General features: G+C 37.3%; 28 protein-coding genes. 16 read left to right on the top strand and 12 right to left on the bottom strand.

The features are described 5' to 3' along the window. Positions 1–12: 12 nt before the first annotated feature. The 6 genes from DKG77_RS14755 (at position 13) to DKG77_RS14730 (ending at position 3,996) form a co-directional block, all read left to right on the top strand. Positions 13–591 (top strand): collagen-like triple helix repeat-containing protein, encoded by a 579-nt coding sequence (locus DKG77_RS14755; RefSeq protein ID WP_109665017.1) that lies wholly within the window; start codon positions 13–15, stop codon positions 589–591. A 113-nt stretch (positions 592–704) separates the two neighbouring features. Beyond that, positions 705–1,196, top strand: a complete 492-nt coding sequence (gene msrB, locus DKG77_RS14750) for a peptide-methionine (R)-S-oxide reductase MsrB (protein ID WP_109664611.1) — start codon at positions 705–707, stop codon at positions 1,194–1,196. A gap of 74 nt (positions 1,197–1,270) precedes the next feature. Continuing rightward, positions 1,271–1,681 carry a peptide-methionine (R)-S-oxide reductase MsrB gene (gene msrB / locus DKG77_RS14745; protein ID WP_109664610.1) on the top strand — a complete coding sequence of 137 codons (411 nt, stop codon included), beginning with the start codon at positions 1,271–1,273 and terminating at the stop codon, positions 1,679–1,681. Beyond that, positions 1,678–2,214: a DUF1572 family protein gene (locus tag DKG77_RS14740; RefSeq protein ID WP_109664607.1), complete on the top strand. Its 537-nt coding sequence runs from the start codon at positions 1,678–1,680 to the stop codon at positions 2,212–2,214. Before msrB (DKG77_RS14745) ends, DKG77_RS14740 begins: the two co-directional genes overlap by 4 nt. A gap of 98 nt (positions 2,215–2,312) precedes the next feature. Then, on the top strand, positions 2,313–3,704 hold the full coding sequence (gene lpdA / locus DKG77_RS14735; protein ID WP_109664605.1) for a dihydrolipoyl dehydrogenase: 1,392 nt from the start codon (positions 2,313–2,315) through the stop codon (positions 3,702–3,704). Next, positions 3,682–3,996, top strand: coding sequence for a DUF3817 domain-containing protein (locus DKG77_RS14730; protein WP_313789964.1), 315 nt, complete (start codon positions 3,682–3,684; stop codon positions 3,994–3,996). Before lpdA ends, DKG77_RS14730 begins: the two co-directional genes overlap by 23 nt. On the opposite strand, the gene aroQ is transcribed toward DKG77_RS14730, so the two are convergent. From aroQ to DKG77_RS14705, 5 genes are all read right to left on the bottom strand, one after another. Further along, complete coding sequence (aroQ, locus tag DKG77_RS14725) at positions 3,988–4,404, bottom strand: type II 3-dehydroquinate dehydratase (protein WP_109664600.1); 417 nt, start codon at positions 4,402–4,404, stop codon at positions 3,988–3,990. The genes DKG77_RS14730 and aroQ overlap by 9 nt on opposite strands. 79 nt (positions 4,405–4,483) lie before the next feature. Next, on the bottom strand, positions 4,484–4,990 hold the full coding sequence (locus DKG77_RS14720; RefSeq protein ID WP_109664596.1) for an outer membrane beta-barrel protein: 507 nt from the start codon (positions 4,988–4,990) through the stop codon (positions 4,484–4,486). A gap of 215 nt (positions 4,991–5,205) precedes the next feature. Next, complete coding sequence (locus DKG77_RS14715; protein WP_133248465.1) at positions 5,206–5,667, bottom strand: hypothetical protein; 462 nt, start codon at positions 5,665–5,667, stop codon at positions 5,206–5,208. A 53-nt stretch (positions 5,668–5,720) separates the two neighbouring features. After that, positions 5,721–6,236, bottom strand: a complete 516-nt coding sequence (locus DKG77_RS14710; protein WP_109664590.1) for a hypothetical protein — start codon at positions 6,234–6,236, stop codon at positions 5,721–5,723. A gap of 171 nt (positions 6,237–6,407) precedes the next feature. Beyond that, positions 6,408–6,905: a DUF3575 domain-containing protein gene (locus tag DKG77_RS14705; protein ID WP_165819404.1), complete on the bottom strand. Its 498-nt coding sequence runs from the start codon at positions 6,903–6,905 to the stop codon at positions 6,408–6,410. 142 nt (positions 6,906–7,047) lie between these two features. On the opposite strand from DKG77_RS14705, the gene xerD reads away from it, so the two are divergent. Beyond that, a complete protein-coding gene (gene xerD, locus DKG77_RS14700; RefSeq protein ID WP_109664584.1) occupies positions 7,048–7,944 on the top strand; it encodes a site-specific tyrosine recombinase XerD in 897 nt (298 codons plus the stop codon). Positions 7,945–7,969: 25 nt separating this feature from the next. Next, positions 7,970–9,658 (top strand): glycoside hydrolase family 13 protein, encoded by a 1,689-nt coding sequence (locus DKG77_RS14695; protein ID WP_109664582.1) that lies wholly within the window; start codon positions 7,970–7,972, stop codon positions 9,656–9,658. A gap of 124 nt (positions 9,659–9,782) precedes the next feature. Here DKG77_RS14695 and DKG77_RS14690 read toward each other — a convergent pair whose 3' ends face one another. The 3 genes from DKG77_RS14690 to DKG77_RS14680 all read right to left on the bottom strand — a co-directional run bounded on the left by DKG77_RS14690 (position 9,783) and on the right by DKG77_RS14680 (position 12,595). Beyond that, positions 9,783–10,277: a VOC family protein gene (locus tag DKG77_RS14690; protein ID WP_109664579.1), complete on the bottom strand. Its 495-nt coding sequence runs from the start codon at positions 10,275–10,277 to the stop codon at positions 9,783–9,785. Between the two features lie 76 nt (positions 10,278–10,353). Continuing rightward, positions 10,354–11,166, bottom strand: a complete 813-nt coding sequence (locus DKG77_RS14685; RefSeq protein ID WP_109664576.1) for a response regulator transcription factor — start codon at positions 11,164–11,166, stop codon at positions 10,354–10,356. A gap of 145 nt (positions 11,167–11,311) precedes the next feature. Then, the gene (locus tag DKG77_RS14680; protein WP_109664572.1) at positions 11,312–12,595 is read right to left on the bottom strand and encodes an NAD(P)/FAD-dependent oxidoreductase; all 1,284 of its coding nucleotides are present in this window, start codon (positions 12,593–12,595) and stop codon (positions 11,312–11,314) included. Between the two features lie 101 nt (positions 12,596–12,696). Between DKG77_RS14680 and DKG77_RS14675 the strand changes: the two genes are divergently transcribed. The 3 genes from DKG77_RS14675 (at position 12,697) to DKG77_RS14665 (ending at position 15,341) form a co-directional block, all read left to right on the top strand. Continuing rightward, a complete protein-coding gene (locus tag DKG77_RS14675; RefSeq protein ID WP_109664569.1) occupies positions 12,697–14,124 on the top strand; it encodes an amidohydrolase in 1,428 nt (475 codons plus the stop codon). 74 nt (positions 14,125–14,198) lie between these two features. Then, on the top strand, positions 14,199–14,693 hold the full coding sequence (locus DKG77_RS14670) for an RNA polymerase sigma factor (RefSeq protein ID WP_109664567.1): 495 nt from the start codon (positions 14,199–14,201) through the stop codon (positions 14,691–14,693). Between the two features lie 6 nt (positions 14,694–14,699). Further along, a complete protein-coding gene (locus DKG77_RS14665; protein WP_417935479.1) occupies positions 14,700–15,341 on the top strand; it encodes a hypothetical protein in 642 nt (213 codons plus the stop codon). Here the strand turns inward: DKG77_RS14665 and DKG77_RS14660 are convergent. Beyond that, a complete protein-coding gene (locus tag DKG77_RS14660; protein WP_109664562.1) occupies positions 15,338–16,150 on the bottom strand; it encodes a lysophospholipid acyltransferase family protein in 813 nt (270 codons plus the stop codon). The two genes, DKG77_RS14665 and DKG77_RS14660, sit on opposite strands and share 4 nt — an antisense overlap. A 37-nt stretch (positions 16,151–16,187) precedes the next feature. After that, complete coding sequence (locus tag DKG77_RS14655; protein WP_109664559.1) at positions 16,188–16,829, bottom strand: NUDIX hydrolase; 642 nt, start codon at positions 16,827–16,829, stop codon at positions 16,188–16,190. Here DKG77_RS14655 and DKG77_RS14650 point away from each other — a divergent pair. Beyond that, positions 16,828–17,547 carry a peptidylprolyl isomerase gene (locus tag DKG77_RS14650; protein WP_109664556.1) on the top strand — a complete coding sequence of 240 codons (720 nt, stop codon included), beginning with the start codon at positions 16,828–16,830 and terminating at the stop codon, positions 17,545–17,547. The genes DKG77_RS14655 and DKG77_RS14650 overlap by 2 nt on opposite strands. On the opposite strand, the gene DKG77_RS14645 is transcribed toward DKG77_RS14650, so the two are convergent. Next, positions 17,548–18,159, bottom strand: a complete 612-nt coding sequence (locus DKG77_RS14645) for a trimeric intracellular cation channel family protein (RefSeq protein ID WP_109664553.1) — start codon at positions 18,157–18,159, stop codon at positions 17,548–17,550. Positions 18,160–18,161: 2 nt separating this feature from the next. After that, positions 18,162–18,887, bottom strand: coding sequence for an RDD family protein (locus DKG77_RS14640; RefSeq protein WP_109664550.1), 726 nt, complete (start codon positions 18,885–18,887; stop codon positions 18,162–18,164). A 35-nt stretch (positions 18,888–18,922) separates the two neighbouring features. Here DKG77_RS14640 and DKG77_RS14635 point away from each other — a divergent pair, with 35 nt between their 5' ends. From DKG77_RS14635 to DKG77_RS14620, 4 genes are read left to right on the top strand one after another with little or no spacing between them, the layout of a single operon-like run. Beyond that, positions 18,923–19,897, top strand: a complete 975-nt coding sequence (locus DKG77_RS14635; protein ID WP_109664546.1) for a stage II sporulation protein M — start codon at positions 18,923–18,925, stop codon at positions 19,895–19,897. After that, positions 19,872–20,813: a hypothetical protein gene (locus tag DKG77_RS14630; protein WP_109664544.1), complete on the top strand. Its 942-nt coding sequence runs from the start codon at positions 19,872–19,874 to the stop codon at positions 20,811–20,813. The genes DKG77_RS14635 and DKG77_RS14630 overlap by 26 nt, the downstream gene beginning before the upstream one ends. Further along, complete coding sequence (locus tag DKG77_RS14625; RefSeq protein WP_133248464.1) at positions 20,810–21,529, top strand: hypothetical protein; 720 nt, start codon at positions 20,810–20,812, stop codon at positions 21,527–21,529. Before DKG77_RS14630 ends, DKG77_RS14625 begins: the two co-directional genes overlap by 4 nt. A 5-nt stretch (positions 21,530–21,534) precedes the next feature. Further along, positions 21,535–22,749, top strand: a complete 1,215-nt coding sequence (locus tag DKG77_RS14620; RefSeq protein ID WP_109664539.1) for a DUF4350 domain-containing protein — start codon at positions 21,535–21,537, stop codon at positions 22,747–22,749.

Genomic DNA, 22,749 nt, shown 5'->3' with positions numbered 1-22,749 from the left:
AAATCAAAAATCATGAATAAATTCAACACAATTATTGGAGCATTCCTAGTTTTGCTCAGCGTATCCTGCGAAGGCCCAGCAGGACCTCCAGGTTTTGATGGGTTTGACGGACTGGATGGTCAAGATGGTCAAGACGGGATTCAAGGGCAGGTCGTAGAAGTAGATGGGGTCAATTTTGCTTATGATGTAAATGGCAACATATACAATGCATTGATTTCTTTTGAAGACATTACAAACTTTGAAGTATTTGAAGCAGATGCAGTCTTAGTATACAGATTTGATGGAACCATTGATCTTGATGACAACAGCACGGCCGACGCTTGGAGCCAAATACCACAAAACTTTTTCCTTCCTGAAGGCACCATACAATACGTGTTTGCCCATACCTTTGTAGATGTAGAGCTATTTATTGATGGAAATTTTGACCTATCTGCCTTGAGTACTGATTTTACGGATAATCAATCCTTTAGAATCGTATTTGTGCCTAGCGTGTTTGCCAATTCTTCTAAAATGGACACATCCAATATAGAGAATGTAATGAGCGCTTTAGGTATTGAAGAAAATCAAGTTATGAAGATCGATATAGATTAAACTCATAAAAATGTTAATTTAAAGACCTGCTGAAAACCAGTAGGTCTTTTTATTTAACAGTGCTATGGTGAAAGGATAGTCTAAAAAAAACGTCTATTAAAAAAAATTAAAAAATGGGAAAACAATTGCTTTTAATAGCATTCCTTGTTACGTTAGGATGCAAGGGTGTATCACAGGAGGAGAAAAAAGAAACAAAAAAAGATGTTGCGTTTGCCATAACCAAGACAGATGCAGAATGGAAAGCAGAACTAACGGATATGGAGTATTATGTCCTAAGAAAAGCGGCAACAGAAAATGCTTTTACCAGTGATCTGTTGGACAACAAAGAAAAAGGAACTTATGTATGTGCTGCTTGTGCCACTCCACTTTTCCGTAGCGAAAACAAATTTAACTCTGGTACAGGATGGCCAAGTTTTGATCAAGAGATTGAAGGTAATGTTGCGTACGATGTAGATTATAAGATTGGCTATGAACGCACAGAAGAGCACTGTAACACCTGTGGTGGCCATTTAGGACATGTTTTTAATGATGGTCCCAGAAATACCACGGGAAAAAGGCACTGTATTAATGGTGTTGCTTTGGATTTTATCCCAGATTCCAACTAGTTTATAGGCTAAAAGCCCAGTTTGTAGTTTAGTAGTTTTCAAAATTTTATTCATTTTTCACTTAATTTGAGGTTATGGAAAATAAGTATGATATCAAAAAATCAGAAGAGGAGTGGAAAAAACAACTTTCCTCAGAAGAATACTATGTTCTGAGGCAAAAAGGAACAGAAAGACCACATACAGGGGAATACGACCTACATTTTGAAAATGGGGACTATCATTGTAAGGCCTGTAACGCCAAACTTTTTGAAAGTGAACACAAATTTGAAAGTGGCTGTGGTTGGCCTTCCTTTGATGAAGCGGTGGAAGGTGCCATTGAATACATTAGAGATACCACACATGGAATGATTCGAACGGAAACGGTTTGTGCTAATTGTGGTGGACATTTAGGTCATGTTTTTAACGATGGCCCAAGAGAAACAACAGGACAACGTTATTGCATCAATTCTATAAGTATTGATTTTGACCCATCAGCGGAAAAATGAATTTTCAAGAAAACTATCTTAAAAATGTAGTTTTTGAATTCAAACGCTATAAAACCATGGGCGATAAGACCTTCGCCCAACTTTCCGATAAAGAAATCCATTGGAAGTATCAGGCCACAGACAATTCCATAGCCATCATTATTAAACATATTGTAGGTAATATGTTGAGCAGATGGACCAACTTTTTAACTGAAGATGGTGAGAAATCCTGGCGCAATCGGGAAATGGAGTTTGAAAAACCATATGCCTCCAAAGTGGAAATGATGGCAGCTTGGGAAAGAGGCTGGGAATGTCTTTTCAAAGCACTAAACAGCATTGATAGCTCAAATTTTGAGACTAAAATTAAGATCAGAAACAAAGAACACACCTTAATTGAGGCTATAAATCGACAATTGGCCCATTATCCAAGCCACGTAGGGCAATTAGCATTTCTGGGGAAAATGATAAAAGGTTCAGATTGGATTTCACTTTCAATTCCAAAAGGAGGTTCAAGTTCTTTCAATAAAAAGATGTTTGGACCACCTAAATCCTAAATTCAGTCTTAGGAAAATCAGGAATCCCAAATCTTGGTATTTGGCATCTGAATTACGTACTTTTGCACTTCATTTTTAACAACTAAAATCAAATTCTAATGAGCAACTTCGATGTAATTGTTTTGGGTAGTGGTCCTGGAGGATATGTAACGGCCATAAGAGCCTCACAACTTGGATTCAAAACAGCCATTGTAGAAAAGGAAAGTCTAGGAGGTGTATGTCTTAATTGGGGATGCATCCCTACCAAAGCCCTTTTAAAATCTGCTCAGGTTTTTGATTATTTAAAGCATGCCGAAGACTATGGGTTAAGTGCCAAAAAAGTTGAGCATGATTTTGGTGCTGTGGTAAAAAGAAGTCGTGGTGTTGCTGATGGAATGAGCAAAGGAGTTCAATTCTTAATGAAGAAAAACAAGATTGAAGTTCTTAATGGTTATGGAAAAGTACAACCCGGAAAAAAAGTAGTGGTAAAAGGAGAACATGGTGACCCGGCCGAGTATACCGCTGACCATATCATAATAGCTACGGGAGCAAGAAGTCGCGAATTACCTAGTCTTCCACAAGACGGAAAAAAAGTAATTGGTTATAGAGAAGCGATGACTTTGGAAACACAACCAAAAAAAATGATAGTTGTAGGTAGTGGTGCCATTGGTATTGAGTTCGCTTATTTCTATAACTCCATGGGTACAGAGGTTACTGTAGTTGAGTATCTACCACATATTGTTCCGGTTGAAGATGAGGATGTTTCCAAGCAATTGGAACGTAGTTTTAAAAAGGCAGGTGTTAAGATCAAAACTTCAGCAGAAGTCACGCACGTAGATACTTCCGGTGAAGGTGTAAAAGCCACCATAAAGACAGCTAAAGGAGAGGAAGTTCTGGAAGCTGATATTGTTCTTTCAGCAGTTGGTATTAAGACCAATATTGAAAATATAGGATTAGAAGACGTTGGTATTGCTGTTGATAGAGATAAAATCTTAGTCAATGATTATTACCAAACCAATATTCCTGGGTACTATGCCATTGGTGATGTTACACCAGGGCAGGCTTTGGCCCATGTTGCCTCGGCTGAAGGTATTCTTTGCGTTGAAAAAATAGCAGGAATGCATGTAGAGGCATTGGATTATGGAAACATACCAGGATGTACGTATTGTATTCCCGAAGTGGCTTCTGTAGGCCTTACCGAAAAACAGGCCCAAGAACAAGGGTATGACATAAAAGTAGGTAAGTTTCCTTTTTCAGCTAGTGGAAAAGCGAAAGCAGCTGGAACCCCAGATGGTTTTGTAAAAGTTATTTTTGATGCAAAGTATGGAGAATGGCTAGGCTGCCACATGATCGGTGTCGGTGTAACTGACATGATTGCTGAAGCTGTGGTTGCAAGAAAATTAGAGACTACAGGACATGAAATCCTGAAAGCAGTTCACCCGCACCCAACCATGAGTGAGGCCGTAATGGAAGCAGTAGCGGCTGCATATGGTGAAGTTATCCATTTATAATCTTTCTCTTGTGCTAAAAGTATTCAGGGCAACAGCGATATTTGAAGGAATATCTTATTTACTTCTATTTGGGTTAACAATGCCATTAAAGTATTGGGCAGGTTTGTTGGAACCTAACAAAGTTGTAGGTTACGCACATGGGGCACTCTTTATTATTTATGTGGTAGTGGCTTTAGTTTTTTGTTGGGAAAGAAAATGGACCATTAAGCGGTTTATTATTCTTTTTTTAGCGTCTTTATTGCCTTTTGGTACGTTTTACGCAGATAAAAAATATTTGAGTAAGCTAGCTTAAGAAACTTTTAATGGCAAGTTCATAGCTCTGAAGTCCAAAACCTAAAATCACGCCTTTGGCTCCCGAAGAAATGTAGGAAACATGTCTAAAATCTTCCCGTTTATGGGTATTGGAAATATGAACCTCAACAACTGGTGTATTCACTGCCTTAACGGCATCTCCTATGCCTACAGAAGTATGTGTGTACGATGCAGCGTTTAAGACTATCCCATCGTAGGTAAAGCCAACCTCTTGAATTTTACTTATCAGTTCTCCTTCGATATTGGATTGATAGTATTCCAATTCAATTTCAGGAAACTTTTCCTGTAGTTGCGAGAAATAGTCCTCAAATGTAGTGCTACCGTAGACCTCTGGTTCTCGTTTTCCGAGCAAATTAAGATTGGGACCGTTGATGACAATTAGTTTCATAAGGTAAATGTACCAATATTTTTAGGGCATAAAAAAGAGGAAGCAACTACCTCCCCTTTCTTTAAAGTTATTATTGTTTTTAATTGAATCTATAACCAGCACCCACTGTAAGAGTGTTAATATCTACGGCGTCACCAAAATCCCCTGCTCTTGAAATCTGAAAGCCATAGCGCGCTTCAACAAACCAATTGTCATCTATTTGGTAACCGCCTCCAAAAGCAATGTCCAGACCAAATTCACCATCAGGAAGGTCTTCCAATAAATAATTGATTTGAGGTCCAGCTTGAACGTTAAATTGATCGGTAATCCTGTATTTACCCATTATAGGTAGGTACAAAGAAGTTAAATCATCTACAAAGCTAAAAAGCAAGGATGGCTCAATATCAAAGGTTTCACATACTTCAAAATTATAACCTCCACCTACATAAAATCCCAATTCACTATCACTAACATCTCCAAAAAAACCGCCAGTATCCACACTGATAGATACATTGTTAAAACCCGCCCTAACAGCAAAGCCCTCCTGACCGTAAGTTGTTGATACGATGCCTATAAAAAGTACAATTAAAATAAATGATTTTCTCATGATGTATTGTTTAGTTGTGAGTAACAAATATACTAAACACAATGTCCTTTAACAGGTGAAAAGCTGCAAAACTTTTAAAATTCACTTAAACAAAACATGGCACTTTTAGTACAATTGAATACTAAAAGTGCCACTCTAAATTTTCCAAGTAGGAATAACCAATGACCATCCCTGCATGGAAAAAAAATTATTCAATAATATATTCTGTCTTTTTGTTAGTTAAAAGCATATTGTATTCCAAAGCCAAAAGCACCTGCTTCTCCATCTCCGGCATCACTTATTACTAAGGCTGGTCTCCAATCAAAATTAACTACTATTGGTACACCGTCAATTTTAAAGTCTAGACCTGCATGTGGGCGCAAAGCAAAAATATTATCAAAATCGTCAATAAGAATTATGCTTGGACCGATTCCTGCATACCACCTAAGCCCTGGAGCCCCAACAAATTGTTTATGGAACGAATAAAGGAAAGTTAATATGGTAGCGTTGTCTTCAAAACCTAAATCGGCTTGCCCAACATGATTATCGGAGAAAAAGTATTTGGCGCTAGGTCCAACAAAAGTGGCATTATCATACAAGTCAATGCCTAGACCAACTGCTCCCTTATAGCTGGTTTGTGCTTTAGCACTAAAAGCCAGCATAAGTGTCAATACAAATACAAAAGATAATTTTTTCATTTTTCTTTATTTATGGTTATTACTTACATATTTAGGCTGTTCTTTGGCCTCAATTAAAATAAAAACAGAAGTCCCACCATAGCAATGGAAAATGTTGCCCCATTATTATCCACTGCAACGTAAGAAACATTTAGTTCTGTATTTCCAGTGATATTATAGCCTATCAAGGGTCTATAATAAAGTCCTCCTTCATTTCCATCATTTACTCCAACTGCATATCCAAGATCTGCTCCTAACTTAAACTGGTACGTTGGATAAATCCTTACGGAACCAGCCAATGGCAAAAATTGAAAATCCTCAAATTCCGCTTGTATATTTAAACCACCTGCCGAGGCACTAACATCATCACCAAAAGCATTTATAAAGCCTGTTGCCAAACCAACATCAAATACCTCAGAAACACCCCAGTGATAAGCTGCATCCAATCCGATGGCAAAACTTGAAACATTTGTTGCATCACCAACAGGGATACCTGCGATCAATCCTGCCTTAAAACTACTTCTGTCTTGAGCGTTGGTGGTAAATCCCGCTATAAATACGGTTATGATAACTAAAAAAGTCTTCTTCATGATTGTTAAAATTTAGTAAAAGCTTAAACGTACATTATATCAAAATAGTGTTAAACAGCATTTTTTTACTAAATCTTATCCATCCATTTTATGAGGGATTTGGTTGCAAACCATTAAAATAAAAATGAGGCGATTTGCTTCCTAATTGAATATGTGCTAAGTCTGGATTGCTTAAAAAGCAAATCCAAGCGATAATCCAAATCTAGCTCCTAAGCCATCAAACCCAAAGTTAAAAGCTTCATCATCAGATTCTACGCTATAAAAGGCTGGGCCACCGTATATATCCAGTGTTATTGGATCCCAATTCCACTGATAGCCTGCTACTCCACCTGCCGCAAACACGGTTGTTTTAAATTCATTGGCTGAAGATGAAGAATAATTAGCAACAGGAGCTAAAAACCAACCTTCAGGGGCATTCTTTGCCTTTTTCACATAAAACCGATATTGCAAACCTATGCCAAACCCTGTATAATCAAGGTTTCCTGAGGAAAAAGAGACATATCCAAGGTCTATTTGAAAAGACTGATTTTCGTTCAAAACCCTTTCATAACCAACCTCCAGGTACCCAAAAACAGCAGCCAATGGATTTACTTTAACTACATTTTCTTGAGCCCTAGCTACAAATACCATTGTAAAAAGTGCAACAGTTATTAAATATTTTTTATTCATATAATTTGAGAGTTTATGTTTCATTAAAAATATTGCCACTTATACTTTATTTTTTTTCCTACTTGACCAAAGTCCTATATCAATTGACAGATAGGATTAATTCCACCAACAGAACAAGGTTATTTGTAGCTATCTTTAAACAATGAACTGGGAGCAGGGTTTACATGATTATCAGAGTTACCTAAAAATAGAGCGAGGGCTTTCTAAAAATTCCATTTCCAGTTACCTATTGGATTTGGAAAAGCTAATTGCCCATTTAAAGGCACATGAAATTACCGAAACACCTATTCAAATAGCCGCAGATACAGTTCAAAAGTTTATCTATGACATTGCCAAAACTGTTAACCCGCGTTCCCAGGCACGTATCATTTCTGGATTAAAAGGATTTTTCAATTATCTGGTTTTTGAAGACTATAGGACAGATAACCCCATGGACCTGATAGAAACCCCAAAAATTGGCAGAAAACTACCAGATACTTTGTCAACAGATGAAATCAATCAACTGATTTTGGCCATTGACCTTTCAAAACCTGAAGGAGAGCGGAACAGAGCAATTTTGGAGACGCTATATGGCTGTGGACTCAGGGTATCCGAATTGGTAAACCTTAAACTATCAGATCTCTATTTTGAAGAAGATTTTATAAAAGTTACCGGTAAAGGCGATAAACAAAGGTTTGTTCCCATAAGCAATTTGAACAAAAAATACATCAACATCTATAGGCATGAGATTAGGGTCCATAAGCCAATTCAGAAAGAGCATGAAGACTATCTTTTTCTTAACCGCCGAGGCAAACAACTTACACGGGCTATGATCTTCACTATCATTAAACAATTGGCCGAAAAAATTGGGCTAGATAAAAATATCAGTCCCCATACCTTTAGACATTCATTTGCTACCCATCTTTTGGAAAACGGTGCCGACCTTCGTGCAATTCAGCAAATGCTGGGGCATGAAAGCATAACCACCACTGAGATTTATATGCACGTGAACCGAACTCATTTGGTGAAAGTCCTGAATGAATTTCATCCCAGAAAGTAATATATTCGCCTTTTAAATTTATTGCATGGAACAATCTCGTACTTGGTGGAAAGAAGGTGTAGTTTATCAAATATATCCTAGAAGCTTTCAAGATACCACAGGAAGTGGTGTTGGCGATATCCAAGGAATCATTCAACGTCTGGATTATATAAAGAGTCTGGGAGTGGATATTATTTGGTTATGCCCGGTCTACAAATCCCCAAATGATGATAATGGTTACGACATTAGTGATTACCGCAACATCATGGAAGAATTCGGAACCATGTCGGACTTTGACGAATTGTTAAAAGAAATGCACACCAGAGGTTTGAAGCTAGTGATGGATTTGGTAGTGAACCACACCAGTGATGAGCACCAATGGTTCCAAGAATCAAGAAAGTCCAGAGACAACGCATACCGTGATTACTACCACTGGTGGCCTGCAGAAAAAGGGACTCCGCCAAAACGCTTTAGCTATTTTGATGTAGATGGAGACGCTTGGAAATATGATGAACTTACAGACAGCTACTATTTGCACTACTTTTCTGTAAAACAACCAGACTTAAAATGGGAAAACCCCAAGGTGCGCCAAGAAATATATGATATGATGCATTTTTGGTTTAAAAAGGGCGTGGACGGCTTCCGTATGGACGTTATTCCCTTTATATCTAAAGATACGAACTATCCTGAGCTGCCTGCCAAATACAATGGAAACTTTATTCCTTTTTATTCTGATGGTCCCAAGTTACATGAGTATCTGCATGAGATGAACCAAGAGGTCCTTAGTAGATACGATATCATGACCGTTGGGGAAACTCCCGGGGTGGCTAGAGACCAAGCCCTGCTTTTTGTAGATGAAGAAAGAGAAGAACTAAATATGTTCTTTCATTTTGAATTGATGTCCCTTGATCGCGACGGAGATGAAGTATTTTGGATGCGGGAGGACAAATGGAAGCTTACCGAATTTAAAAAAATACATTCCGATTGGGATGAGACCTTTGCAGAAAAGGGTTGGGGAAGTATGTTTTTGAGCAATCATGACAACCCAAGAACCGTTAGCAGATGGGGCAACGATTCTCCAGAGCATTGGCATAATTCTGCCACCATGCTCCACACCTTCTTATTGACAATGAAGGGCACTCCTTATTTTTACTATGGTGATGAGATTGGCATGTCAAATATTAGGTTTGATTCCATTGATGATTATCAAGATATAAATACCCTAAATAGATATGAACTATTAAAACAACAAGGGGTAGATTTGAACACGTTTATAGAAAACGAAAAAGAAGCCAGTCGTGATAATGGTAGAACACCTATGCAATGGGATGCATCCAAAAACGCTGGTTTTTCCCAAGCAACTCCCTGGTTAAAAGTTCATCCAAACCATAAAAAAGGACTCAACGTTGCTGAACAGGAAAAAGACGAAAACTCGGTATTGAACTATTTCAAGAAAATGGTACAGGTACGCAAAGATCACTTGGGATTGGTTTATGGTGATTACACTTTGCTATTAGAGGATAATGAACAGGTGTACGCTTATACCAGAAGCATGAATGATGAGAATTATTTGATACTGCTGAGTTTTTCCGAAGAAAAGGCAAATTTGGAACTAGGGGATTTAGCAAGTTCAACATTGCAACTGCTAATTTCTAACGACACCAATGTAGCTTTAAAAAGTAGTACCCATTTTGAGCTTAACCCATATCAAGCATGCGTTTATAAAATTGACTAAATCAATTTAGTTTGATTTAGAACAATACCTCAAAACTATAATAACACTTATCGGTTAGCATGAGAGCAGTAACGGATTAAATGTACTTGCTTTTATATCTTGTTGTCCTCGCTTTTTGTTCCGTTTAGTTTGGAGAATTCAGACCGAGTTTATTTCCTTCCGTATCTAAAAACAAAGCAAAAAATCCACTTTCATCTGCGTGGGCAGTTTTTGGGACAACAATTTTTCCGCCATTTTTTTCGACCTTATCAAGTATGGTTTGAAGATTATCGCCACCATTTAAATATATGGTTACACCGTTAGTAGAAGGTTTGAATCCTTCTCCTTTCATTATAACACCTGTAACCATTTGTCCTTCATATGGGAATATTCCCATTTCCATTCCTGGCATTTCCATTTTTTCAATGTTAACATCCAAAATTGCTTGATAAAAATTAACAGCTCTTGGAATGTCCGTTGCTGGAATTTCAAAAAGGGAAATAAAACTATTCATATCATTTATATTTTTTTCTACTGGCAAATCTTGCTTTTCTGTTTCTGAGTTGGATTTTTTCTGACTGTTACAAGCCATAAAACCAAAGAAAAGTAGAATGGCGGTACTTAGTATTATTCTTTTCATCTATCTTAATAAGTTTTGCACCACAAAATTATCTTCAATGAATGAATTGAAATTGTAAAAATGCGACACCTGGATGCTACTTGTAGAAAAGGGTAGAAAGAGCCATATTTTCATTTCCTATAAACTCTTTTGGGGTAGTTCCAATAAACTCTTTAAAGTCCTTAATAAAATGTGCTTGATCAAAGTATTCACTTTCATAAGCAATATTTGTTAGGCTTTCCTTGTCATTGAGCAACATTTTTAAAGCTGTCTGCAAACGTAAGACCTTGCCTAACTGTTTAGGGCTAATACCAATCTGCTTTTTAAAATTTCTTTCGAGTTGCCTTCTTTTCGATAAATCATTTTTCAAAATTTGATTTATTGAGGTACTCCCATTGGTGGCAAGAAGAGTGTCCACAGTCGTTTTTACTAAGTTTTCAATCGTCTTATTCAGATTGAGTTTGTTCAAAAGAAATGTTTCAATAATTTCAATGCGTTCTTGAGTGTTCGCTGCCTGAAGCATTTTTTGTTCTAACTCTTTTGCAGGAATCTCTCCAAACAAACTTTCGATTGGTGTTTCAACATCAACCAAATTTTCAAGAGGAGTACATATGAAGTTTGCAAATCCGTATGGATAAAAACAAATCGCAAATGAGTTAACATTTCCCAAAGGTTCTATAAAATAGGACTTTGTTCTTTGCCCCATTACCATAGAGTTAGGATGTATTATATAGTCCTTTTCAGATACATACCTCTTAATCTTGTCTTCAAGATTAAAAGTCATCTCAATACACCCATCAGGAATAATTTTTTGCTTCTGATTATTTGGGTCAAAGGGGACTTCCAAAGTCCAATAAAATTTGACCAAAGCACTTAAATCAGGGTGTGGTTGAAATGTTTGATAATTCATAAACAGCTTGTTTTCCTGTGTGAGGCATAACGGTTTTGTATATGAGCCACTTCAATTGACCATATCTCCCGATAAGTGAAGTTCGGGATTTCTAGTTAAAGAAGCTAGCATAAATTTACGAGGAAAACTTTTGATCTGGTCAAATCTATTTAGCCTTTATTTTCTTAAAGGGCCTAATGATCAATCGGGCTTCGCGATCAAACCGGATGTAGTTGTACACCCAATTGATAAAGACCACTACCCTATTTCTAAATCCAATTAGAAAGTATAGATGTACAAACATCCAAACAAACCATGCAAAAACACCTTGAAATTTAAACTTGGGTAAATCAACAACAGCTTTATTTCTGCCCACGGTGGCCATACTGCCCTTATCCTTGTACACAAAAGGTTTTAGAGGTTTATTTTCAACTATCCGCACCAAGTTCTCACCTAAATTTTCCCCTTGTTGCATAGCTGGTTGCGCCATCATAGGATGTCCTTCTGGAAAAGCTTCAGTCTCCATTTGTGCCACATCACCTATGGCAAATATTTCTTTGAACCCTTCAACTTGATGAAATTCGTTTACCCTTAACCGGCCTCCACGACAAAGTAATTCTTTGGCATTTAAGCCTTCAATACAGGCTGCTTTTACTCCAGCTGCCCAAACCAAGGTTTCAGACTCAAAAGAGGTTTCCGTGTTGGTGGCCACGTGCTTGCCATTATAGTCCGTAACCCTAATATTCTTCCAAACATTGACTCCCAGTCCCTCTAAAAAACGTTCCGCCTTGCTAGAAGCAATTTCACTCATGGCCGGAAGAATTCTATCACTGCCCTGTATTAAATTGATCTGGGCCCTTCTAGTATCCAAGTCTGGGTAGTCCTTTGGTAAAATTCCTTTCTTGATCTCCGCTAAAGCACCGGCGAGTTCAACCCCAGTGGGACCTCCTCCAACAATAACAAAATTCATCAACGCATCCCGTTCGTGCAAATCGTCTGTCAACAAAGCCTGCTCAAAATTTTCTAAAATAAGGCTCCGAAGGTTCAAAGACTGTGGAATAGATTTCATGGCCATACCCAAGGTCTCAATATTCTTATTTCCGAAGAAATTGGTTTCAGAACCTGTGGCAACGACCAAATAATCATACTCAATTTCTCCAATATTTGTTTGGAGCATCTTTTTATCTGTGTCAATCCTCTTGACCTCCGTCAACCTAAAGTAAAAGTTAGGATAACCTTGAAGCACTTTTCTTATTGGGTACGCAATGGAATCTGGCTCCAAACCTCCTGTTGAAACCTGATATAATAAAGGCTGAAAAGTGTGATAATTGTGCTTATCTATCAAAACTACCTGTACTTCTTTTTTACAGAGTTTTTTAGCAAGTGATATACCTCCAAAGCCACCACCTATGATAATGACCCGAGGAAAACTGGATTGAGGAATATTCATAGTTGACATGGCCGCAAATTTACGCATTCCAATGACCTTAAAATCAATTTAAGATGTGTTTTTTAGTATATTTAAAGTCTGACTAATTAAATAACCTTCCAATGAAAAAAGTACTGCTATTTAGTATTGTAAGCTTCTCAATTGTATTCACTTCTTTTGCTCAAAAAGATAGGGATGATGCTTTAAAGAGCTTAAACAACCAAGCTCAAAAATATGGGGACATTGCCCACGAAATTTGGGGACTTGCTGAAATGGGATATTTGGAAAAAGAAAGTTCCGCCCTGTTGCAAAAAACACTTTCCGATCAAGGTTTTTCAATAAAAAAGGGAGTAGCTGGTATTCCAACTGCTTTTATAGCGGAATATGGATCGGGGTATCCGGTAATTGCCATATTGGGCGAATATGATGCCTTACCAGGTTTGTCCCAACAGGCAATTCCTGAAAAAAAATCGGCCAACAAAGCTGCCGGTCATGCATGTGGACACCATCTTTTTGGAACGGCTTCCACAGCTGCCGCAATTGCTGTAAAAGACTGGCTAAAGAAAAGTAAAACACAAGGAACTATTCGTTTTTATGGCTGTCCTGCCGAAGAAGGAGGTTCTGGAAAAGTGTATATGGTAAGAGAGGGGCTTTTTAATGATGTAGATGCTGCATTGCATTGGCACCCGGGATCCCAAAATGCAGCAAGTGCTGGAGCTGCTCTAGCAAATAAATCGGCTAAATTCAGATTTCATGGAGTTTCCGCACACGCAGCAGGTGCTCCGGAAAGAGGTCGTTCTGCGCTTGATGGAGTTGAAGCCATGAACAATATGATTAATATGATGAGAGAGCATATTCCACAGGAAGCACGCATACACTATGTAATTACAGATGGCGGGAAAGCGCCAAATGTGGTTCCCAACTATGCCGAAGTCTATTACTACGCAAGACATAACAAGAGAGATGTTGTAATAGATATTTTTGATAGAATGGTAAAGGCTGCGGAAGGAGCAGCTTTGGGTACGGGAACAACAATGGAATATGAAATGATCGGTGGCACACATGAACTTTTGCCCAACCTTACCTTACAAAAGATCATGCATGACAACCTATCAAAAGTGGGTGGCATTACCTACACCGATGTAGAAAAAGATTTTGCAAACAAAATCTCTGTTAGCTTAGGTTATGAGGAACTGGATATGGATAGAGCAACAGGAGTTCAGCCTTATAAAGAAGAGGCAAGGGCTTACGGGTCTACAGATGTTGGTGATGTAAGTTATACGATACCAACTGTTGGTATGAGTGCAGCAACTTGGGTGCCGGGCACTCCTGCACATAGCTGGCAAGCAGTTGCCGCAGGGGGAACCTCCATAGGCACAAAAGGTATGATGGTGGCAGCAAAAACCATTACCCTAACCGCAATGGACCTTTTTGAAAATCCTAATACGATCGGTAAAGCAAAAGCCGAATTAGAGGAGCGAAGAGGTAAAGATTTTAAGTACATTCCTCTATTGGGCAATAGACCTCCGGCACTTGACTACAGAAAGTAAGGGCAGGTTTTCTTGAAAGTAATGTAACAAAAACTGCTTTATGGGTACAAATAAAGCAAACTTACCAACCTATAGTGAATAAAGAACTGGAACATCGTTTTGTGACGGAGCTTGAGAATAATCAGAATATTGTTCACAAGGTGTGCACGCTATACACGAATGACAGGGATTCGCACAATGACCTGTTCCAAGAAATCACAATTCAATTATGGAAAGCTTATCCCAAATTTAGAGGAGATGCCAAGTTTAGTACATGGATGTACAGGGTGGCATTGAATACTGCCATAACACTGTATAGAAAATCAAAGAAAAGAGTACAGACCCAAGACTACGATTCGGTAATTTTTAAAATTAAGGCCGACGAATATGATGACACGGAGGAAAAACAATTAAAATTAATGTACAATGCTGTAAAGCAGTTGGGAGATATTGACAAAGCACTTGTTTTTCTTTACCTAGAAGATAAAGACTATGCTGAAATATCTGAGACCCTGGGTATAACAGAAGTAAATGCAAGAGTGAAAATGAACAGAGTGAAAAACAAATTAAGAACCATATTAAATCCTTAAGTTATGATGGATGAACTGGAACTCTTAAAGAAAGACTGGCAGAACAAAGAAGATCATCTTCCTAAACTCTCCTATGACCAGATTTATAAAATGATTTGGAAAAAATCATCTTCAATAGTTAAGTGGATTTTTTACATAAGTCTTATTGAGTTTATCTTTTGGGCAGGAATAAACATCTTGTTCAGCGACCCCGAATCTATGCAAGAGTTAAAAGCCATGCATATCTATAATGTTATGATGGTTTTAAACTTTGTCAATTATGGCGTAATCCTATATTTTATTTATAAGTTTTATAAAAACTATCGTAAAATATCTTTTACCGATTCTTCAAAAAAATTAATGAGAACCATACTCGATGTCAAGAAAACAGTAACGCAATATGTATGGTTTAACCTTATGATCTTTGCCATTACAATGATTATAAGTATTTATGGGGTTCTTATATACGGGCCTCAGGGGAAGGAAATAATAGCTTCAGCAATGCAGGAAGGAAATGAAGCTACTTTCTGGTTTTTGGTGATCACGGTATCCATGATTTTTACCGCAGTACTCTTAGTGCTAATTTGGTTGTTCTATAAATTACTTTATGGAATTCTTCTTAAAAGGCTAAAGGAAAATTATAACGACTTAAAAAAATTAGAAGTCTAGTCGCCACGGTAACTATATCTCCTTTTTTGATGGTCAGCTTCATACGCTGCAATTTCTTCTTTGGAAAGCACCTTTAAAAAGGAAGGATGTTGTTCTATGGCATACTCCAACTTCTCCATGATTGATTCAATAGACTCGTTTTCATAATCAATTTCAAGAGGTGTCTTTATCTGCATGGACTGAAGGATTCCTTTCTTCTTTACCCTTAATCCCTTTTTGTCAAAAGACCTTCTAAAGCCATCAATGACCACGGGCACTACAACTGGCTTATATCTTTTAATTATATGGGCCGTTCCTTTTCTTAGAGGTTTCCATGGTGTAGTTGTCCCCTGGGGAAAAGTAATTACCCATCCATCATCCAACGCCATAGCTATATTACTTATATCACTAAACTTCACCTGCCTGTTCACATCTTGTCCATCTGCCCTCCAAGTTCGTTCAATACTAATAGAACCGGCATAGGCCAATATTTTTGCTATTAGACTTTGTTTCATGGTCTCTTTGGCCGCCACATAATAGATGTTCAGCTTTGGATTCCATAGATAGCCAAGATTTCTTATTGAGTCGTCCCTGCCCTTTAAACTAGCGTTGAAAACATGGAACATCGCTACAACATCTGCAAAGTATGTTTGGTGGTTACTTACAAAAAGAACGTTCCTATCTGGTAAATCACGAATTATTTGGGAACCCTCAATCTCTAAAGTATTAAACCCTTTGTATCGCTGGTGGGTCATCATTCCAGCAATACGAATTAACCATCGCTTTAGAAATAAAATATGCCCAAAAGGATTTTCTTTAAATAGCCCCATGTAGTAATCTGTTATGGGCTAATTTACAAAATAGCAGTTAAAGCACTTGCTCTAAAAGTTCCTTGATTTCACTCATCATCATAGCTGTGGCTCCCCAAACCGTATAACCATTTAATCTATAGGCTGGTACATTTATATTTTTTGCATAAGAAGTACTCAGGTTTTCTTCAATATGATTAGAATTGTCAAGGAAATCATGTAAATATACCTCGACCAAGGCTTCAACTTCACTCTCTTGAATTACAAAATGCCTCGGATTTGCGTAGATTCCAATAAAAGGTTGTACCAAAAAGTTACTTGGCGGAATATATACCTCGCTCAACTCTTTTAAAACTTCCACAGATTCTGGGTTCACACCAACTTCTTCATGTGTTTCGCGCAAGGCTGTTTCCAAAAGGTCATTATCCTGTTCTTCTACCTTGCCCCCTGGAAATCCAATTTGATTGGAATGGACCCCTGGATATGTTTTACGCAGAATAAGGAGCAACTTGGTAACATGATCTACGTCTGGGTAAAAAAGAGCCATAACCCCTGCCTTTTTTGGGTTATTTTTTTTTATTTCATTGGATTTCAGCCATTGAATTCTCATCAAAGGAGACATTTTATGATGAGAATCTGTTCCGGGAAGTGGCAGATCTTTTATTTTTAAAGCTTGTTGATAAAATTCCTTAAAATCCATGTTTTTAAAACAATCCGCTTTAACTACAAGTATACTATTATTTTTTCTGGTCTCCTGCGGAGATTCTCCTAAAAAAAATAATACCCAAACCCAAGAGACCGTTGTTGAAATAGATTCCGTTGCCAAAGAAGGTATTGTTGAAGAAGTGGAATCCAAAGAAGAAGAAGCATTTGTTCTAAATGAAGAAAACGCTATTGATTTCTTTTTCAACTACGCAAAAGATTTAAAGGAAGACAAAGTAAGGCTTACCACAAGCATGGGAAGCTTTACGGTACAACTGTTTGATGACGTACCATATCACAAGGCAAATTTCATTTATTTAACCCAGAAAGGATATTTTGACAACACCCAATTTCACCGTGTTGTAAAAGACTTCATCATTCAAGGCGGAAATTCTGATGATAAAGAAACTCCAAGAAAGAGAAGAGCTATAGGAAGGTATCTACTTCCACCAGATGCAAAAAAAGGACATAAACACCATAGAGGGGTCATTTCAATGCCGAGCAGTGAAAGAGACAATCCACATAAACTGGCATCGCCCTATGAGTTTTTTATTGTAGTAACCAAACCTGGTTCCTATCATCTAGATGGCTCTTATACCCCTTTTGGAAAGGTCATTAGCGGAATGGATGTGGTAGATGCCATTAGCAATGTTGATGTTGGGGATGGAGACTGGCCATGGAAAAATGTTTATATCCTTAAGGCTGAAATCCTTTAATCAACTTTCCGTTCTGTAAATATTGGGCAATCGTATTCCAAATCTCACAGCTAAAAGCCTTAATACAATTACGACAGAAATTGCTGCTATATAGGCGTAGTTGCTTTCAATTGGAAGTTTGGTGAACAAAAAATAGCTGGCCCCTCCCAAAATACAAGCAGTGGCATAAATTTCTTTTCTGAAAATCACTGGAATCTCGTTGCAGAGTATATCCCTCAGTACTCCTCCAAAACTTGCTGTCATTGTACCCAAAGCTATGCACATTATGGGTGAAAGTTCAGCTTGCAGTCCTTTTTCTATACCCAACATAGTATACAGCCCAATACCTATCGTATCAAACAAGAACAATGATTTTCTAAAATATTTTAGCTGGTTTACAAAAATTACCCCAAAAACAACAGTTATTGCTATTGTTAAAACATAGGTCAGATCTCTCATCCATACGACAGGCGTATTCCCGATAAGCAAATCGCGCAAAGTTCCACCACCAATTGCAGTTACAAAAGCAATAATCAACACACCAAATAAGTCCAATCGTTTTTCCATGGCCACCAAAACTCCAGATATGGCGAATGCCACTGTGCCTAAAATATCTATGGTTTGATAAAACATGCTTACAAGTTTTGGGTATAGTAATTATAGTCCTTTAATACCGTATCCAAAAATTGAACATCATATAAAGTGGAGTTTGTATTTAAAATGCTTTCAACCTTGACCCTTAATGCTGTAAGGGTTTTAAAGTCATTACTTTTCCTAGCAATCCTGAAGGTATCTTTTATGAGTCGCACGTCTTTATCAGTAAGGAGGGTCACATTGGTAAATTGAGGTACGTATTCCTCATGGACCTCTTCCAATATGGTATGGGACACTTTTGTTTTGTTCTTGGTACTTATAACAACTGTTCCTGCCGCTGCATCCCCAACACGTTGTCTCCGTTCCGAAAAAAGTATTGATAATATACCTATGGAACCTAAAAATATCCAGATATCAACCAAGCGCAGCATCCATCTTACTAAATAATTGCTCCAATGCACAGGGGTTCCATCTAACCTAACAACGCGCATTTTCAGAAGCATCTTTCCTACCGTTCTGCCATTGAAAATGCTATGCATTAAGAGTGAATAGAACATAGCAGGCAAAAAAACAAGAGCTGCCAGCCCCCTTTGGGTCCAAGTATCTTCATAGATGTAACCAATGGCATTACTTAAGATACTGACCAAATATGCATACATGTATAAAATGATCCCATCAATCAAAAATGCAACAATTCTTTCTCCAATACTTACAATTTTATAATCTAGGTTAACATTTTGCGTTGTATTGATTTGGAGGTTACCCATATAACAGTAATTTTAGCTTTACGAATCTCTTATTTATGCGCGAAGCGGCCTTTGTAAAACAAAATAAGGAAAAATGGATAGCATTTGAAAAAGCTATTGCACTTAGTTCCAAAACCGACCCAGATATTTTGGTGGATGGGTATATTCAACTTACAAATGACCTAGCATATGCACAAACGTATTACGAGGAAAGTAAGACTTTATTGTATTTAAACTCATTAGCATCACAAGCACATCAAAAGATTTATAAGAATAAAAAGGAATCCGGAAATAGAATAATCAGCTTCTGGGCGCGTGAGTTTCCATTATTTTTTAAACAATACCATACAACACTTGGAATAGCTTTTTTAATATTCCTACTGGCCTCTGCAATAGGATGTATTTCCGCATTGAACGATTCTACATTTGTACGACTCATTCTGGGGGATGGTTACGTAAACGAAACTCTGAATAATATTGCAAACGGTGAGCCAACGGCCATTTATAAAAGCGGAAGTGAAATAGGAACTTTTCTTGGCATTACCATCAACAACATAAGAGTTGCGTTTTTGGCATTTGCTTTTGGTGTAATTACCAGTATTGGAACAGTTTACATTCTTTTTAGCAATGGGGTCATGTTGGGTGCTTTTATTACATTTTTTTATACCAAAGGCGTTTTTTTTGAAGCAAACAAACAAATATGGCTGCATGGTACCATAGAAATATCAGTAATCATAATTGCAGGTTGCGCAGGCCTTATTATGGGAAACAGTATTTTGTTTCCCAAAACATTTTCTAGACGGGTTTCGTTTATGAAAGGCGCAAAGGATGGATTAAAAGTAGTGGTCAGTACTATCCCGTTTTTTATTATTGCAGGTTTTATTGAGGGGTTCATTACCCGTTACTCGGGAATGCCAAATTGGTTGGCTTTTGCAATAATTGGCTTGTCTTTGTTGTTAATAGTATTTTACTATGTCCTTTATCCTATTTTAGTAAACAGATCATATGAGAGACAAATACATAGAACTTAGAGTAAACCATGATTTTGGCGATATTCTAACTACTTATTTTGATTTTTTAAAACAGAACATAAAGAAATTCACTAACGTTTTTATCAGTTACAACGGGGTATTTCTTGTAGGTTTATTAATTACGAGTTACTTGTTGGTCTCTGGCTTTATTGGACTTATTGCCGAAGAGGGAAGCTTTTCTGGAAGTGGATTGGGACAAAGCAATGAAGAGACCTATTGGATCTATATTGTAGCTGGGGGTATTCTATTTTTTGTGATTTTCATTCTCGTGGCAGGATTAAATTTCAGTCTGAGTTCTTCCTATTTGGTCAACTATGAACGGGCCAAAGGCCTTGATTTTGATAAAAAAGAGGTTTGGAACCTTACTAAAAGTAAATTTGGGGATACACTGGTTTTCATTTTACTGCTAATCCCCATTTATTTGGTGTTTTTTATTGTGGTCGTCATTACCGCTTTCATTCCATTATTAGGCCTCTTTGCCCAATATATTCTTCAATTTTCTCTTGCTGCATGGATTGGGGTTTCCTTTTTCAGCATGCTTGAACAGAACAAAGGCGTAACAGATGCGTTTGGTGAAGGATGGGGACTAGTGAGCAAAAACTTTTGGAAATCTGTTGGAGTAAATTTTATTCTTGGTTTACTTAATGGTCTTCTTTTATTCATCATATTACTTATACCTGGAATCATTGTGGGCGTTTACACTTTTCATGTTGTAGAAAATGGTGTTGATGTAGGAGCTTCCATAGTATCTACCGTGGTATATACATTGGGGCTCTGTCTATTGTTGATTTTATCGATTTATGCACAGTGCCTTTCTCAAATTGTTAACGGTATTCTTTTCTATTCGCTACATGAGAAAACCTATAATGTAAATACACGAAGTAAAATAGAGCAAATAGGACAATCCAACCAGTGATAAGAAACATCATCTACTTATTTTCTTTTTTGTGGGTATCCACAACATTTGCTCAGAATGATTCCTTGGTGCTGCCCATTGATGAAAACTCTTTGCTACAAGAGCGCAGGATGTATGAAAATTTAAAGGAAAAGTATCCTGGGGAAGAATTTAATTACGAAACCAATACTGGAGAATCTAAAAATCTGTTGGCGCGTTTTATTAAGTGGCTTTTTCAAGGCATTGGTGATGCTGTTGGCATTGATATTTCGCCCAAAATACTCATAGTGCTGGAATACATTATTTATGGTTTAATGGGGTTATTGGTCATTTATCTCTTAATCCGGGTGCTCATTAATGAAAAGTTTAATTCCCTATTCTCTAAAAAGGCGAAAGCCATTATAGACATTGATCTTTCTGAGCAACATATAGAAGTTATAGATTTAGATGCCTTGATGAGTGCCGCGCTTAATAATAAAGATTACCGATTGGCAATACGGTACCAATACCTAAAAATCCTAAAATTATTATCTCAAAAGGAAATCATTGAATGGCATTTTGATAAAACCAATGCGGATTATGAGAGAGAAATCAGTGGGATTAAATTAAAAAACGACTTTAAAACAGTCTCCTATCTGTACGAATACATATGGTACGGTGAGCAAATTATCGATGAAGTAGACTATACAAACGCCAGTTTTAGCTTTGCTCAGTTAAACAATTCAATATCGCAGTAGTGCCTATGGATAGAAAGTCTAAAATAGTGTTGATTATCTTTTCCTTGGTAATAGTAGGCATTATTGTCGCCGAAATTGTTAGGCCCAAACCTATTAATTGGAGACCTTCCTACACAGCATCGTCCAAGATACCTTTTGGTTGCTATGTGCTGTACAATGAACTGGCCACCATTTTTGATAATAGCGATATCAATACAGTTGAAGAAAGTGTTTATGATGTTCTTGTGGATAGAGACAAAACAATTGAGTCCAATTATATATTTATCAATGAGTACATTGACCTTGACAAACAGGAATCCATTCAAATGCTGGATTATGTAAGTGAAGGGAATACGATATTTATCTCTGCCTCTGGTTTTGGCAACTATCTATCCGATACGCTGAACGTTAGAATAGAATCGGATTACAATTTGAAAGAAGGTTCAACTGAATTGAGCTTTACACACGAAGAATTCAGGTCCAAAAAATTTGAACTCTCAAGAGGGGTTTACAATTCCCATTTTACAAGTGTTGACTCAACAAACACCACAATTTTGGGCCACATCACATATCTCAAAGAAGACTTTTTAGACGACAAACCCCCTCAGAAGTTTAGAAGGGCAAATTTCATAAAAACTAAATTCGGAAATGGACATTTCATATTAAACACGACACCTCAAGCATATTCCAATTATTATATGCTCAAAGGAAACCAGGATTATGTTTCCCATACCTTTTCATATTTAGAAGACAAGGATATTTTATATTGGGACAATTATAAAAAAGCGGGGCGGGCAATCATTAACTCCCCAATGCGCTTTGTTTTGAACCAGCCTGCACTAAAATGGGCTTATTATCTAATGATTTCTGGGGTTTTACTTTTTGTTTTCTTTAAAAGTAAAAGGGAACAACGAATTATTCCGGTAATCGAGCCATTGAAAAATTCATCTGTTGAATTTGCCCAAGCAGTAGGATCATTGTATAACCAAAATAAGGATTTTACAGATTTAATAAATAAAAAACTCAACTACTTTTTAGAATATATTAGAAGCCATTTCCATATGGACACTTCAATATTGAATGAAAAGGCAATTCAAGTTTTGGCCTCTAAATCAGGAAAAGGAATGGAAGAAACCAAAAACTTGATAGAATACATCATCAAACTGAAAAACAAGTCAACCCACAACGAGCAAGATAGTATCGAACTTAACAAAAAAATAACTGCCTTTAAGCAACAATAG

The organism is Flagellimonas aquimarina, assembly GCF_003149745.1.
GTDB lineage: Bacteria > Bacteroidota > Bacteroidia > Flavobacteriales > Flavobacteriaceae > Flagellimonas > Flagellimonas aquimarina.
This window is presented reverse-complemented; position numbering and strand designations above follow the sequence as displayed.